General features: G+C 60.5%; 17 protein-coding genes. 9 read left to right on the top strand and 8 right to left on the bottom strand.

Annotation, left to right across the window (positions count from 1 at the left end; all coding sequences use genetic code 11):
* Positions 1-47: 47 nt before the first annotated feature.
* Together SIC17_RS12410 and SIC17_RS12405 are read right to left on the bottom strand one after the other, a co-directional pair.
* A complete protein-coding gene (locus SIC17_RS12410) occupies positions 48-572 on the bottom strand; it encodes an ankyrin repeat domain-containing protein (RefSeq protein ID WP_412545561.1) in 525 nt (174 codons plus the stop codon).
* A gap of 262 nt (positions 573-834) precedes the next feature.
* Positions 835-1,599 carry an MJ0042-type zinc finger domain-containing protein gene (locus tag SIC17_RS12405; protein WP_412545560.1) on the bottom strand — a complete coding sequence of 255 codons (765 nt, stop codon included), beginning with the start codon at positions 1,597-1,599 and terminating at the stop codon, positions 835-837.
* Positions 1,600-1,715: 116 nt separating this feature from the next.
* Between SIC17_RS12405 and ftsE the strand changes: the two genes are divergently transcribed.
* The 5 genes from ftsE (at position 1,716) to SIC17_RS12380 (ending at position 5,811) form a co-directional block, all read left to right on the top strand.
* Positions 1,716-2,507, top strand: a complete 792-nt coding sequence (gene ftsE, locus SIC17_RS12400) for a cell division ATP-binding protein FtsE (protein WP_412545559.1) — start codon at positions 1,716-1,718, stop codon at positions 2,505-2,507.
* On the top strand, positions 2,494-3,402 hold the full coding sequence (locus SIC17_RS12395) for a cell division protein FtsX (protein ID WP_412545558.1): 909 nt from the start codon (positions 2,494-2,496) through the stop codon (positions 3,400-3,402). The genes ftsE and SIC17_RS12395 overlap by 14 nt, the downstream gene beginning before the upstream one ends.
* A gap of 88 nt (positions 3,403-3,490) precedes the next feature.
* Positions 3,491-4,078, top strand: a complete 588-nt coding sequence (locus SIC17_RS12390; protein WP_291892377.1) for a YdcF family protein — start codon at positions 3,491-3,493, stop codon at positions 4,076-4,078.
* On the top strand, positions 4,078-4,785 hold the full coding sequence (locus SIC17_RS12385; protein WP_291892375.1) for a lysophospholipid acyltransferase family protein: 708 nt from the start codon (positions 4,078-4,080) through the stop codon (positions 4,783-4,785). Before SIC17_RS12390 ends, SIC17_RS12385 begins: the two co-directional genes overlap by 1 nt.
* A gap of 24 nt (positions 4,786-4,809) precedes the next feature.
* Positions 4,810-5,811 (top strand): DUF2125 domain-containing protein, encoded by a 1,002-nt coding sequence (locus SIC17_RS12380; protein WP_291892372.1) that lies wholly within the window; start codon positions 4,810-4,812, stop codon positions 5,809-5,811.
* Here the strand turns inward: SIC17_RS12380 and hisC are convergent, their stop codons facing one another.
* Positions 5,812-6,900, bottom strand: a complete 1,089-nt coding sequence (gene hisC / locus SIC17_RS12375; RefSeq protein ID WP_412545557.1) for a histidinol-phosphate transaminase — start codon at positions 6,898-6,900, stop codon at positions 5,812-5,814. It lies immediately after the preceding gene.
* Positions 6,881-7,666, bottom strand: a complete 786-nt coding sequence (locus SIC17_RS12370) for a methyltransferase domain-containing protein (protein ID WP_291892368.1) — start codon at positions 7,664-7,666, stop codon at positions 6,881-6,883. Before SIC17_RS12370 ends, hisC begins: the two co-directional genes overlap by 20 nt.
* A gap of 65 nt (positions 7,667-7,731) precedes the next feature.
* On the opposite strand from SIC17_RS12370, the gene gloB reads away from it, so the two are divergent.
* Both gloB and SIC17_RS12360 read left to right on the top strand, forming a co-directional pair.
* Positions 7,732-8,502, top strand: a complete 771-nt coding sequence (gene gloB, locus SIC17_RS12365) for a hydroxyacylglutathione hydrolase (RefSeq protein ID WP_291892366.1) — start codon at positions 7,732-7,734, stop codon at positions 8,500-8,502.
* Between the two features lie 2 nt (positions 8,503-8,504).
* The gene (locus SIC17_RS12360; RefSeq protein WP_291892364.1) at positions 8,505-8,954 is read left to right on the top strand and encodes a cupin domain-containing protein; all 450 of its coding nucleotides are present in this window, start codon (positions 8,505-8,507) and stop codon (positions 8,952-8,954) included.
* Here the strand turns inward: SIC17_RS12360 and SIC17_RS12355 are convergent.
* Positions 8,951-9,682: a DUF4908 domain-containing protein gene (locus SIC17_RS12355; protein WP_412545556.1), complete on the bottom strand. Its 732-nt coding sequence runs from the start codon at positions 9,680-9,682 to the stop codon at positions 8,951-8,953. The two genes, SIC17_RS12360 and SIC17_RS12355, sit on opposite strands and share 4 nt — an antisense overlap.
* Before the next feature lie 59 nt (positions 9,683-9,741).
* Positions 9,742-10,467: an acetoacetyl-CoA reductase gene (phbB, locus tag SIC17_RS12350; protein WP_412545555.1), complete on the bottom strand. Its 726-nt coding sequence runs from the start codon at positions 10,465-10,467 to the stop codon at positions 9,742-9,744.
* A 156-nt stretch (positions 10,468-10,623) separates the two neighbouring features.
* Here phbB and phaR point away from each other — a divergent pair, with 156 nt between their 5' ends.
* Positions 10,624-11,220 (top strand): polyhydroxyalkanoate synthesis repressor PhaR, encoded by a 597-nt coding sequence (gene phaR, locus SIC17_RS12345; RefSeq protein ID WP_291892358.1) that lies wholly within the window; start codon positions 10,624-10,626, stop codon positions 11,218-11,220.
* A gap of 175 nt (positions 11,221-11,395) precedes the next feature.
* The gene (locus SIC17_RS12340; RefSeq protein WP_291892357.1) at positions 11,396-11,722 is read left to right on the top strand and encodes a hypothetical protein; all 327 of its coding nucleotides are present in this window, start codon (positions 11,396-11,398) and stop codon (positions 11,720-11,722) included.
* A gap of 374 nt (positions 11,723-12,096) precedes the next feature.
* Here SIC17_RS12340 and SIC17_RS12335 read toward each other — a convergent pair whose 3' ends face one another.
* Together SIC17_RS12335 and SIC17_RS12330 are read right to left on the bottom strand one after the other, a co-directional pair.
* Entirely contained in the window at positions 12,097-12,489 is a 393-nt protein-coding gene (locus SIC17_RS12335) for a hypothetical protein (protein WP_412545554.1), read from the bottom strand.
* 138 nt (positions 12,490-12,627) lie between these two features.
* A complete protein-coding gene (locus SIC17_RS12330) occupies positions 12,628-13,362 on the bottom strand; it encodes a glycosyltransferase family 2 protein (RefSeq protein ID WP_412545553.1) in 735 nt (244 codons plus the stop codon).
* Between the last annotated feature and the right edge of the window lie 85 nt (positions 13,363-13,447).

Raw genomic sequence — 13,447 nt, 5'->3', positions numbered from 1 at the left:
GTTGAAAGTTGTGGAAGTGTCCAACTACCCCAGTAATCAAGCCTCCGCTACACAAAGAACTCTTCATACACTTGCCGCAACGCTTGATTAGCAACTTGTAAACTCATGAACTGTTCCACGACCTTTTTCGCGGTGATCCCGGTCTCACTTTCCAGCTCTGGATCGGCTCCGTGTTTCAACAATACTTTTGCGCACAGGTATTCTGTATCAATAGTTTCCACCGCCAGCACCAACGGAGACTGTTCGTCGATATTGAAGTAATTGACCAATCCTCCCGCTTTCAGGAGAACCTCAAGAATATCAGCGCGTTTGGCCCGCACCGCATACATCACTGAAGTATTGCCGTATTGGTCGACGAGATTGACGTCATTGCCTGCGTCAATCAGGAACTGAATCATCTCAACGCTGAGATGTTTGGCGCTTGCACTCAGCATCCCGGAGAGATAGTTCCAGTTGTCGCCGGGGTAAATGTAGCCTAGGTCCGCTCCGCCTCGTTGCAGCTTCTCCAAGCGAGCGATGTCTCCATCGTAAATCGCTGAATTCACGCTATCAATTTCTGTTTCAACAGGCATTCTGACAGATCCTCATCGCAGAAACGGGTCGTTGCCAACCATCCATTCCGGGCAGCTTATTGCGATGGATCAGGTTTTTCACTGTTTTGATGCGCCTCACGGCGCGCACCCACTCCACCATTGCTGCGCAATGGTCCCCCTCGCCCATCAAGGGCGAGGATGGCTATGTCGCGGATAGAGATTCTTCCTTTCCCTTGATGGGAAAGGTGGCCGCGAAGCGGGCGGATAGGGTGCGGCCCAAAGGGCCAACTAAAAACCCAACTCAGTGATGCTCTTGCTCAGCCGCATCATGCGCCACGACCTCGCCCACCTCACCATGGCCGGTCTCTTCAAGATGCGTGGTGATGGCGTCCACCAGGACAACCTCGACCTCGACCGTTCCCGGAGGCGGGTCGGAGACGATGGTGCGGAAGGCTTCGTGGTCGCCGGCATCGAGATCCTGGACGTCCAAATTGACCGTCCATTCCAGCAATGACTGGCCATAGTCATCGCGCAGCACGGCGCGGACTTCCGGGACCGGACGGGAACGGCGGTCGTAATTGTGCAGATCGCCCTCGACGATCAAAAGCGGCACGCCGTGTTCGATCTGGTGGCTGACATTGAGCTCACCGACCGAGATACCATAGGGGTTCACCGTCGAGCCCATCGCTGCATAGGCAGACGAGGCCCGCGGGAAAGCGGTGACAACATCGACGCGGAAAATCCAGGCGCAGGTCAGCACCAGGGACACGGCAATTGCGAGCCCGCCCCAGGCACCACCGGCCACGGCAGCGGACATGGTCTGCCTCTTTTTCGCCTGACGCTCCCGATAAGCCTCGTGGGGCTTTTTCGGTTCTTCAACGACTTCCGGGGTTTCTTCCTCGAGTTGCGCCGGCTGGAGATCGGGGAGCTGTTCGGGGTCCTCGACCTTGGCAGACCAGACATAACCGCACGAGGCGCAACGCACACGACGACCGTTCGCGCCGATCGCCTGTGGATCAGCGCGATAGCTCGTGGAACAAGAAGGACAGCTGAGTACTATGCTCATCTGAGTCGTTACTACTTCCGGCCGACCCGACAGCGATGGAGACTTCCATAGAGCCGAGTCATCTACATACACCAAGCAGCGCCGCTGAGCCTGTCATCCGCTTCGACAATGTCGGCATGCGGTATGGACGCGGGCCAGAGGTTCTGCGCGACTTGTCATTTGATTTACCACGCGGATCTTTCCAATTCCTCACCGGACCGTCCGGTGCGGGCAAAACTTCGCTGCTCAAGCTGATTTATCTCGCTGCCAAGCCCTCGCGCGGCACGATTTCCTATTTCGGACGCGATGCGGCCGGGCTGACACGGGACGAACTGCCACAGATCCGCCGGCGTGTCGGTGTGGTGTTCCAGGAATTCCGCCTGCTCAATCATCTCACCGTTTTCGACAATGTCGCCCTGCCCCTCAGGGTCACCGGACGCAAGCGCACGGACTATGCCGAGGATGTCGCGGAGTTGCTGGCCTGGGTCGGGCTGGGTGACAAGATGAGTGCTCAACCAGCGACCTTGTCCGGCGGGGAGCAACAACGTGTTGCCATCGCCCGTGCGGTCGTTGCCCAGCCGGAAATCCTCATCGCCGACGAACCGACCGGCAATGTCGACAGCGAGATGGCGATGCGCCTGCTGCGCCTGTTTGTCGAGCTCAACAAGCTGGGAACGACGGTGGTGTTTGCCACCCACGACCTGCAGCTGGTCCGCCTGCTGGATGCGCCCGTAATGACGCTGTCAAACGGGCATCTGCACATCCGCCCGCCACGCAGCCAGCGTTATGCCCACGCACCGGACGGCAAGCTGGACATGTCCGAGCTGGATGACGCACCGGAAACGGTGGAAGAGAATTCCGAAGAGATGCAGGACGAAGCGGCTGCGCAGGATATCGAACGCCCGGAGGGTGATCATGACCACACATGATATTCCCCCGCCGCCCAAGGGCGGAGCCGGCGCCCTGTTGCCGCCCGATGCAGGACGTGATCGTCCGCTGTTCGTGGTTGCCGCGATCCTGGTTTTCCTGGCCTGTATCGCCGCCCTGGGCGCCCGCGGCGCCTGGCAGCAGGCCGAGACCTGGACATCGGACCTCGAAACCAGCCTGACCATCCAGATCCGCCCGGTGGACGAGCGCGATATCGAGGCCGATGCCCAGCAGGCGGCGGAGATCATCAGCGCCATCGGGGGTGTGGACCGGGCCGTCGCCCGTGACCGCGCCTATGCCGAGGCGCTCGTCGCGCCCTGGCTGGGTGAAGGCAATATCCCGGATGATCTGCCCCTTCCTCTGCTGGTTGATGTGCGCCTGGAAAGCGGCGCCGAACTGGCCGTCAGCGACCTCCAGACCGCTCTGGACAATGCCGGGCTGGCCGCCAGTGTGGATGATCATGCGCAATGGGCCCAGGCGGTCCGCCGAGCGGCCGGATTTGCCCGCACGCTTGCCCTTGCACTGCTGACCCTGTTGACCGGAGCGGCGGCTGCCGTTGTCGCCTTCGCGGCGCGCGCCAGCCTGGCAGCACGTGTCGATGTTATCGATGCACTGCACCTTTCCGGCGCGGAGGACCGTTTCATCGCTGCCCTCTTCCAGCGCCGCTTCTTCATGCTGGGGCTCAAATCCGGTACGGCCGGAGCGCTGATCGCCGTCCTGGTTTCCGTTTTGGTCAGTTCCGGGGGCAATAGTGTCGATATGGCGTTTTTCCTGCCGAGCTGGACGATGGCGCCATTCGAACTGGTGATGCTGGGCATTGCGCCCCTGCTGGCCGGAGCAACTTCGGCCCTGTCGGCGCGGCTGGCCGTGGCCACGGATCTGCGCGGGCGATGGTAGTCCTACGCCACGGAAACATAGGCGAAAATGGCTTGCGAATAGCCTGTTCAGCGTCCAGTGTTGATGGTGTCGTTTATGGGGATGATGCGTGCGAGTGACGATCCGCATTCTGCAGGCTGTGGCTTTTATCGCCGTCGTCGGTGCATTGATCGGCTTTGCCAGTTTTGCCGGCCGCGTCAGCAGTCTGGACCAGCCCCAGGGTGACCTTTCTGCCGATGCCATCGTCGTTCTGACCGGTGACAGTGGACGCCTGCGCGCGGGCGGTGAACTCCTGCGCTCCGGCAGCGCACCGCGCCTGTTGATCAGCGGCGTTCACAGTTCGGTCTCCAACGCCGACATTCTCGATCAGGCCAGCCTGGACCAGGCGACGCTGGATTGCTGTGTGACCCTGGACCGCCAGGCTCATGACACGGTCGGTAATGCGCGCGAGACGGCGCGCTGGGCCCGGTCCAACAGCTATAATCGCTTGATCATTGTGACCTCAGACTATCATCTCCCGCGGAGCCTTCTGGAAATGAAGCGCGCCATGCCGAATGTCGAGCTGATCGCCTATCCGGTTCATACATCACCGCCCTGGGAAACTCCGGCGACGGCACGATTATGGACCCAGGAATACGCCAAGTTCGCGACAGTATGGTTGGGCTCGGCGCTGCTGGATGACGGTGAAAACGCCTGATGACCACAATTCGCTCCTTCCTCTTCTACATCTATATGTACGGGCTGATGATCATCGTCGGCCTCGGCGGCATCCCTCTCATCCTCGGTCCGCGCAGCTGGAGCCGAGGCCTGCTCAAATTCTATCTGAAACTGCTCTGGCCCGGCCTTGCCGTGATCTGCGGTGTGAAGATCGAAGTGCGCGGTCGCGAAAACCTGCCGTCTGGCGGTGCGCTGATCGCGTCCAAACACCAGAGCATGTGGGAGACGCTGGCCTTCTGGGGCATCCTTCCGGACCCGGCCATCATCCTCAAGAAATCCCTCGTCTACATGCCGATCTTCGGCTGGTACGCGGTCAAGCTGGGCAATATCAGCATTGACCGGAAGGGCGGTTCGAAAACCCTGCGCAAAATGCTTAAGGACGCCGCCCAGCGCGGTCAGGACGGTCGCCAGGTGCTGATCTTCCCGGAAGGTACGCGGGTGGAACCGGGCGATAATCCGGAGCTCAAGCCGGGTATTGCAGGGCTCTACCAATCCATGGCTGTGCCGTGTGTGCCGGTGGCCTTGAACTCCGGCGTATATTTGAAAAACTATTGCGGCCTGAAAAAACCGGGCACGATCATTGTCGAGATTCTCGAGCCGATTGAGCCGGGTCTGGACAAGGCCACCTTCATGCGGACCTTGCATGAGCGTATCAGTACCGCGTCGGATCGCCTGCTCGAAAGCTGATCCGCCGCCAACAGGAGTAAGGCGTTGCGCGCGCATATGAAGTTTATCCTGCCGCTGGTCGGCATCATTGCGCTCCTGGTGCTCTATTCCATCTACTGGTTCTACGCGGCTGGCCGGGTAAATGAAGCCGTTCTCGACTGGGTCGAGGAAAACGAGAGCCAGGGCTATCAGATCGCCTATTCCGAACTGCGTGTGCGCGGCTATCCCTATCGTTTCCAGATCGAGATCGATGGAGCCGAAATAACCGCCCCGCGCAGTGATGGCGGCTGGAACGCGACGCTGGAACGCCTGCAGGCCAATGCCCTGCCCTATGACTTTTCGCACTGGATCGTCAGCTTTGGCGGCCCGATGCACATCCGCTCCGATCGTGAGCTGATGGTGAACGCTCAGGAAGCGCGCGTCAGCCTGCGCACAAATGATGCGGGCCAGACCGAGCGCGTTGGCGCGGAAATTCTGGCGCTATCCGTGGAATCCCTGGCTGGCGATCCACTGGACATCGAATTCATCGAGAGCTTCGTTCTGGGCGGATCGGTTGAGGCAGACAATTCCCTGCGGGTGCGCATCCAGGCCAATGGCGTGCGCGCCAGCGAACAGGACGGGTCGCAGGACCTGATCCGCGCTTTCGGTCAGACCGGCGAGCAATTCCGCCTGGACTTTGCGGTCACCGAATGGACAGCCCTCGCCCGCGATGGCGATATCGGCAGCTGGGCCCGCGCAGGCGGTCAGCTGCAGATCCATGATGCCCTGCTGAACTGGGGCCCGGCGCAACTCAATGGCGGTGAAGGCGAGCTGGGGCTGGATGACGAATTCAAGCCGGATGGACGCCTGTCCATCTCGATCGCTGATCCGGATTCCCTGGCGGTGGCGCTGGTCGGTGCCGGCCTGATCCCGCAGGAGAATGAGGAAGCGCTTCGCCTGGCGGCGATGATGGCCCCGCGCGGGCCGGAAGGCGTATCGCTCGGCTTCCGGCTGCGCGATGGCGGCGTGTATCTGGGTCCGGTACGTATCGGACGCCTCGCTGAATAATCAGCCTTTCATGAAGCTTTGCAGAGCGTCGACCACGGCGCGGTTTTCCGCTTCGGAGCCGACGGTTATGCGCAAGGCATTCGGCAGGCCATAGGGCACAACCGGACGGACGATGAGCCCCTTGGCGGTCAGATATGCGTCAGCGGCCGCTGCGGTCTTCTCGCCTTCTGACGGGAAGTGAACCAGCACGAAATTACAGACGCTCGGTGTCACTTCCAGGCCCAGACCACCAATCTGCTGACGCAGGAAGGCAACCCATTCCTCATTGTGGTCCGCGGAACGCTTCATGAAATCCCGATCCTGGATCGCCGCCGTACCAGCTTCGATCGCCGGCAGGTTGACGTTGAACGGCCCACGCACACGGTTCAGCACATCGATGATGGACTGGTGAGCATAAGCCCAGCCCAGACGCACCGCTGCCAGACCGTGGATCTTGGAGAAGGTGCGGGTGACGATGACATCATCACGCTCGCGCGCCAGCTCCAGGCCGGCGGTGTAATCCGCTTCACGAACGAATTCCGCATAGGCCGCATCGATCACCAGCAGTGTGGTCGGCGGCAGGGCATCACGCAGGCGGCGAACCTCGGCATCGGAGATATAGGTGCCGGTCGGATTGTTCGGATTGGCCAGGAAAACGATCTTGGCATCGTCACCCGCCGCTTCGATCACCGCATCGACATCCGTGCGGTGTCCCTTCTCCGGCGCCGAGATGATGTCGCAGCCGCTCTGCATGGCTACAAGGCGATAGACCAGGAAGCCGTACTGGGACTGGACCACCTTGTCGCCCGGGTTGAGATAGGCGCGGCCAAGCAGTTGCAACAGCTCATCCGAACCACAGCCACAGACAATATTGTCCGCTTCCAGGCCTTCTTCACGCGCGATTGTCTCACGCAGCATGGTGGCGCCACCGTCAGGATAGATGTGCAGGTCGCCGGAGGAATTGCGGAAAGCTTCCGCCGCCTTGCCTGAACAACCCAGGGCGTTTTCGTTGGAAGAGAGCTTTACCGGGTTTTCGATACCGGGCGCATCCGCAGCACCGGGCTTGTAGGGGCGGATGTCGAGAATGCCGTCACAGGGCTGGATCGTCATAGGAAGCGCCTTTCTCGGAACGCAGGTCAGTATTGATCTGCTGGGGAGATAGCGCGGGGCGGGTACGTTCATCAAGGGCTCGCGCTCCATTGCGCGCAGCACGGCCCAGCGGTCGCAGAGCATTGGTGCGTTTCACGGCTTCCACCAGGATCAATCCACCCAGGCCCGGCCAGAATTTCTCGCCCGCCTTTTCCCAGGCACTGGCAATGCCCTTGCCCGACGCCCAGCGCCAGGGCGGGGCATACAGCGCGCGTGACCAGGCCACCGGTTCGAACAGGGCATCATCGAGCAGATGCGTCAGCTGACCGCGTGAAAAGGGCCGACCATGCCCAAAGGGCGTGGCATCGGACAATGCCCAGACACCGGCTCGCGCGGCCGTCGCGATGACCACCCGCCCCTCCGGCGCCATCACCCGCCAGGTCTCCCGCAACAGGCCGGGCAGGTGTTCGGCCTCTTCCAGCATGTGGATCATCAAGACGCGATCAAACATCGCCTCGGGAAACGGCATGCGCGTCTCGTCGCCCATGACGATATTGGACGGGCTAGCCGGGGCAATGGCCCCCTGGGCGCTGGGCATCAGTTCGATACAGCGCCGGGCCGAGGCCTGCATATCGCGCAGATAGGGCGTGGCATATCCCACGCCCAGCACATCCAGGTCCTTCAGATTGGGCCAGATCGCTCCCAGACGTCGCTCGATCATACGTTGTGCCAGGGCGCCGCGGGTCGTACGGTAAAAACGATCAAGTTCGATGGCATCACGACGCACTAGGTCTGCTCCGCAGTTTGTTCTAGACAGGTCCAATCCACTCCGCAGCGGTTTTGAAGTCAATCATGAGCGCATTAGAAATCCGGCAATTTGCATGTCTTTCCGATAATTACGGCTATCTGATCCACGACCCGGACAGTGGCGAGACGGCTACAATCGACACCCCGGACCCGGAGGTCATCCTGCGCGAGGCCAAGGCGGCCGGCTGGACGATTACCCAGGTCTGGAACACGCATCACCACCGGGATCACGCCGGCGGCAATGAAGCCATCAAGGCCGCCACCGGCGCCCGCATTGTCGGCCCATCCTATGACGTCGACCGCATTCCCGGCATTGATCACGAAGTTGCCGACGGGGACATCGTGGAGCTGGGCCGTTTTCGCGCCAAGGTGATCTTCACGCCCGGACATACCCGCGGGCATATCTGTTTCCTCTTTCCCACGGAGAAAGCCGCCTTTGTGGGCGACACGATGTTCGCCCTGGGGTGTGGGCGCCTGTTCGAGGGAACACCGGCTGAGATGTGGCACAGCCTCAACCGGCTGGCAGAGCTGCCAGACGAGACCAAGATCTATTGCGCGCACGAATACACGGCCGCCAATGCCGCCTTTGCCCTGACTGTCGACCCGGACAATACCGACCTGCAGGCCTATGCAGCGATGGTCGAGGCCGAGCGCGCGCGCGGTGAACCGACGGTGCCAACAACAATCGGGGCCGAAAAGGCGGCCAACCCCTTCCTGCGCGCCGGCGACCCGGCCATCCGTCTGCGCCTGAACATGGTCCGCGAGGATGATGAAGACGTCTTCGCCGAGATTCGCCGCCGCAAGGACAGTTTCTGACCATGACCCAGACCGCACAACAGATCATCGACGCACTGGACATGCAGCGCCATCCGGAAGGCGGCTGGTATGTCGAGACATTTCGCGATGTGAACGGTCCGGACGGGCGCGCGCGCTCAACAGCGATCTACTATCTTCTGGAAGCGGGGGACCGCTCGCACTGGCACCGGGTGGATGCGCTGGAAGTCTGGCACTGGCATGCCGGCGCCCCGCTGCGATTGAGTATCAGCACAGACGGTAAAACCAGCCGAGATATCGATCTGGGTCCAGACGTCGTTTCGGGGCAACGCCCCCAGGGCATTGTTCCGACACAGGCGTGGCAGGCTGCGCAAAGCCTTGGCGACTGGACACTTGTCGGTTGCACGGTTGCACCGGGGTTTGAATTTTCCGGGTTCGAGATGGCGCCATCAGAATGGGCGCCGGATGACCGGCGGGTCGACGTCCAGACCTAGCTGGTCTCGTCCATCAACGCGTTGGCGATGAGTTCGGAAGACGGACGGCCGGCATAACCGAACTCCGGAGCAATCGACACGACGAACTCGTCATCATCCCAGCGTGCCCCGGGCTCGCCGCCAATGACAATGCGCAATCTGGCAAGCTCCGGCATGCGACGACGGTCAGAGCGCAGCTGGCGCACAGCTTTCTCGATGACATTGAATGTATCGTACTGGACACCCAGTCCCGCGCGCGGCGCCGGTTCGTATTCCAGGTCGAAGCTGGTGCTGAGCAGTTCTGCCAGCGTACCGGCCAGGTCCTCGGCACGGTCCCGCACCTCGTTCGGCGAACGCGGCTGGGGCGCCAGGCCACCAGCCGGGCTGGCATAGTCCGCAATCACGCCATCGGGCGCATCAAGGGGGAAGTAGGTGGTGCCGCCCAGAGCAGTCAGGCGCACGACTTCACGTCCGGTATCGGTGACAAAGGACGTACCACCACCCGGCGCACGATTGGCGAACAGGACCAGGACTTCGGCGTCCGGGTCATCACGTTCGCGCAGCAGGGCCACGGTATTGGTGCGGTCGAAAAGGAAAAAATCGCCACTGTCGGCACGTTGGTACCAGGACGACGCCAGTTGCGATCGTTCATTTCGCAAAAGGCGGTCGCGCAGCGGGTTAGCCTGGTAACCCGCTGCAGCGCCTGCGCACATGGCAGCCGTTAGTATGGCAATTAGTATTCGCGTCATCCCGTACATCATTCTGCCCTCCATCACGGCAATTTTGGGGCAGAATGTGCAAATTGGGTTTACGCCATGTATTGACCGCCATTGATGGTCATCACGGAACCGGTCATGAAACCGGCATCCTCACTCGCCAGATAGACGACAGCCTTGGCAATCTCGTCGGCCTCGCCCAGTCGATTGACCGGAATGCCAGCGATGATGGAGTTGAGGACTTTCTCCGGAACTGCAGCCACCATGTCGGTATTAATATAGCCCGGGGCGATACAGTTGATAGTGATGCCCTTGCGCGCGGTTTCCTGGGCCAGGGCCTTGGTGAAACCGATCACACCCGCCTTTGCAGCGGAATAGTTTACCTGGCCCATCTGGCCTTTCTGGCCATTGATGGAGGAGATATTGATGACCCGGCCAAAGCCGCGCTCACGCATGCCGTCAATCAGCGGACGTGTCGTGTTGAACAGCGATGTCAGGTCCACACGGATCACGTCATTCCACTGTTCCGGGGTCATCTTGTGGAACATGCCGTCGCGGGTGATGCCGGCATTATTGACCAGGACATCTATCGGCGCTCCGGCCAGTTCCTCGGCCTTTGCGATGCCTTCCACGCTGGCATCGTAGTCACCGACGTCGAACTTGACGACGGCAACGCCGGTCTCTTCGGAAAAGGCCTTCGCCTTCTCGTCATTACCGGCGTAATTCGCGATCACAGTGTATCCGGCATTTTTAAGCTGAACCGAGATCGCTGCGCCGATACCGCGCGTGCCACCTGTTACCAATGCAGTGCGTGTCATTTTGCCCCCGCCATGCTGCTTTTGCGAACAAATTGATTCTTCGCGCTTGCAGCACACCACCTCAAGCGCGTAAACCCCTAGATATATAGATCAGTGTCCTTGTCGAGCGAAAATCCTATGAAGATTTCGCCTGAAGGATGAGATGGGGAGTTCGCAGTGGCACAATCCAAAGGCACAGCTTCGGTTATCGTTATCAAGAAGTACGCAAACCGGCGCCTCTATGACACGTCCACGAGCCAGTATGTCACGCTCGATCACCTCCGTGATCTGGTGAAAAACGGGACCGATTTCCAGGTTGTGGATGCCAAGTCCGGTGAAGACCTAACGCGCGGTGTCCTGGCCCAGATCATTTTCGAGGAAGAGGCGCGCGGCGCCAATCTCCTCCCTGTCGACTTTCTGCGTCAGCTGATCAGCTTTTATGGCGACAGCCTGCAGAGTGTTGTTCCCGGCTATCTGCAGATGTCGATGAATAACTTCTCCCAGCAACAGGAAGAGTTCCGTTCCCGGATGAGCGAAGCCATGACCTCACCGCAAGCCAGCATGTCCATGCTGGAGGAACAAACCCGGCGCAATATGGAGATGTTCGGACAGGCCATGCGCATGTTCACGCCCTTTGCCGCCGGCACCACGCCGGAAGCCGAGGCCCCGGCCCAGCCAGCGGCCACTGCTGCCAAGGAAAGCGACGATGTCGCTGCCATGCGTGCCGAGCTGGATGCGATGCGTGCCAAACTGGACAAGCTGGTCAAGGACTAGCCGCCTGACCGGTTGCTGTACGGCTTGTGGTTAACAAAATCGTACCCGAATGAAACACATGGCCCGGTGATCGATCCGATCCCGGGCCATTTTTGCGCTTGCGGTTGTGTTTTGCGACCAGAATCATGGTTAATGAGTGCTTAACACTTGGCACGCGCCTTGCGACACCATTGGCATGACTATGATCCGCAGCCTCGTCACCGTCCCGACCCCGACCTCCCGGCGTGTACCGCCGGTGGGTAAGGCGAGCGGATCCAATGACCGTCCGTCGCAGCCACAAAATGCGCTCGTGCCCGTCCCGACCCAGCGAGAATCCGAGCCCCGTGCCAAGACCTCGCTGCGCGCGCGCAATGCTGCGGCGGAGGTTGTTGTCCAGGTCATCGCCGGCAATCCACGTCGCGGTATCCGCGCCGAAGCCAGCGAACAGGCGCGCTATCGCCGCGCCTATGCCAACGCCGCTGCCACCCCTGCCCCGCGTCCGCGCTGGGAGAAGTGCGCATGAGCACCCTGCTCAATGAAAAATTCGGCTTCTGGTGCGACGTCGCCCTGGGCACGGTCCTGGTGTTTGTGACGTTCTAAGTTTTTTTGGTCGCCCGCCAACTCGCTTCGCGCGCGGCTCCGATGGAGCGGCGCCTGTGGCGCTTGCGATGTGGTACTGGGTTCGCTTCGCTCACGCCCCTCACCCTCGCTGCGCTCGACCTCTCCCCGTGGGGGAGAGGAATAACGCGTCACCATCCTTCTCCCCCGGGGAGAAGTGCCCTTCTTAGCCTTGGCGAAGAACGGCGATGAGGGGCTCACAAAACAACTCACACCCCACCAACAAAAAACGCCGCCCCGAATGGAGCGGCGTTTCTGGTTCAGCTTGTGGTGATCGGATCAGGCTTCGCCACCGACCGCCAGGTCGCGGCGGGCCGCAACGATGGTGACGACGAAACCAGCCACCGTGTCCATCAACGTCATCAAGGTGATGAGGAAGAAGGCTGCGGTGCCGAACTGGCCCATCAGCAGGAAGAGCGCCATGGCGATCACGAAGATCAGCATGGACAGACCGTGATTGACGATGGTCGCCGTGCCGGATCCGGCAGATTTGATCAGCTCGACAAAGAGCATCAGCATGCCGAGAATAATCAGGATATCGCCGACAGACAGCTCGAGCGAGCCATTGACCATCGGCACTGAGAATACACCGGCCGACATGTCGACGCCCATGAAGGCTGCGACCGCATAGGCGGCCACCGGAATAATCATCATTGGAAATACATTGAACATGGAGCCACCCCCGTTTGACCGGCCACCGCCACCTTGTGCGCGGTTCGCCGCCATCATACCTAACAATACGCCGTTGTCCCCTCCGGCCATATCGTGTCCTTTCCTTTGCGCGACCAGCGCGCCTTTCAAGACTTCAAACTAGACTTCATCCGCACCACGCGAATTCCGTGCTCTCGAATTTAACCACATCATCCCCATCATGTCTGTCAAAGAGGCGAAAAGACGGCCAAAATTCGTATATTTTGAAGCTCCGATGGTGCGGTGGCGGTGCGTAACCGGGCGGAATTCACACTTGAAACCCTCCCGATTCATCAGTGCAGGCAGGAAACGGTGCTGGTGATCGAAGAAGGGCAGCTGCAAATAGACATCACGCTTGAACGCCTTGAGGCCACAACCGGTATCATTGCAATCATCATTCAGCATGCGTTTGCGAATCCCGTTGCCGAAACGCGAAGCGAATTTCTTCCAGGCTGAGTCCTGACGATTGGCGCTGCGGTCACCGCCCACCAGCGCCAGGTCTTCCGGAGCATCCTCGCGCATCAGCGCATCGATCACGGTGGGCAGGTTTTCCGGCGGGTTCTGGCCGTCGCCGTCCAGCGTCGCCACGACCGTGCCGCGGGCAAACATCACACCGGTGCGGACCGAACGGGACTGACCGGCATTGTGCCGGTGCGCCAGAACGCGAAGCGCGGGCAGTTCAGCCTTCGCATCAATCAGCTCCTGGCGCGTGGTATCCTTGGAACAGTCATCCACGAAAATGATCTCGTAATTGCGACCCTCCAGGGCAGCAGCGATCTCGCGGGCCAGCGGAACAACGTTTCCGGCCTCGTTATAAGCCGGGACAACAACGGAAATATCTGGATTTTGGCTCATCTGTGTGTCTGCTTGAGCTTGCGTCATGTGCGTTCCCCGTTACATACCGGGTTTACGACACGACGCGAGGTATTTTTACGCCTCG

Source organism: Maricaulis sp. MIT060901 (genome assembly GCF_047123815.1).
Classification (GTDB): domain Bacteria; phylum Pseudomonadota; class Alphaproteobacteria; order Caulobacterales; family Maricaulaceae; genus Maricaulis.
The sequence above is the reverse complement of the archived record's forward strand: the minus strand, read 5'-3'. Positions and strand labels throughout refer to the sequence as shown.

What these genes read in the sequence shown, in the direction of transcription:
- gloB (WP_291892366.1), top strand. Translation starts at nt 7,732, where the DNA reads ATGAGCGCATTAGAAATCCGGCAATTTGCATGTCTTTCCGATAATTAC.
- SIC17_RS12395 (WP_412545558.1), top strand. Translation starts at nt 2,494, where the DNA reads ATGACCACACATGATATTCCCCCGCCGCCCAAGGGCGGAGCCGGCGCC.
- hisC (WP_412545557.1), bottom strand. Translation starts at nt 6,900, where the DNA reads ATGACGATCCAGCCCTGTGACGGCATTCTCGACATCCGCCCCTACAAG.
- SIC17_RS12355 (WP_412545556.1), bottom strand. Translation starts at nt 9,682, where the DNA reads ATGACGCGAATACTAATTGCCATACTAACGGCTGCCATGTGCGCAGGC.
- SIC17_RS12385 (WP_291892375.1), top strand. Translation starts at nt 4,078, where the DNA reads ATGACCACAATTCGCTCCTTCCTCTTCTACATCTATATGTACGGGCTG.
- SIC17_RS12340 (WP_291892357.1), top strand. Translation starts at nt 11,396, where the DNA reads ATGACTATGATCCGCAGCCTCGTCACCGTCCCGACCCCGACCTCCCGG.
- SIC17_RS12335 (WP_412545554.1), bottom strand. Translation starts at nt 12,489, where the DNA reads ATGTTCAATGTATTTCCAATGATGATTATTCCGGTGGCCGCCTATGCG.
- SIC17_RS12405 (WP_412545560.1), bottom strand. Translation starts at nt 1,599, where the DNA reads ATGAGCATAGTACTCAGCTGTCCTTCTTGTTCCACGAGCTATCGCGCT.
- SIC17_RS12360 (WP_291892364.1), top strand. Translation starts at nt 8,505, where the DNA reads ATGACCCAGACCGCACAACAGATCATCGACGCACTGGACATGCAGCGC.
- ftsE (WP_412545559.1), top strand. Translation starts at nt 1,716, where the DNA reads ATGCGGTATGGACGCGGGCCAGAGGTTCTGCGCGACTTGTCATTTGAT.
- phbB (WP_412545555.1), bottom strand. Translation starts at nt 10,467, where the DNA reads ATGACACGCACTGCATTGGTAACAGGTGGCACGCGCGGTATCGGCGCA.
- SIC17_RS12330 (WP_412545553.1), bottom strand. Translation starts at nt 13,362, where the DNA reads ATGAGCCAAAATCCAGATATTTCCGTTGTTGTCCCGGCTTATAACGAG.
- SIC17_RS12410 (WP_412545561.1), bottom strand. Translation starts at nt 572, where the DNA reads ATGCCTGTTGAAACAGAAATTGATAGCGTGAATTCAGCGATTTACGAT.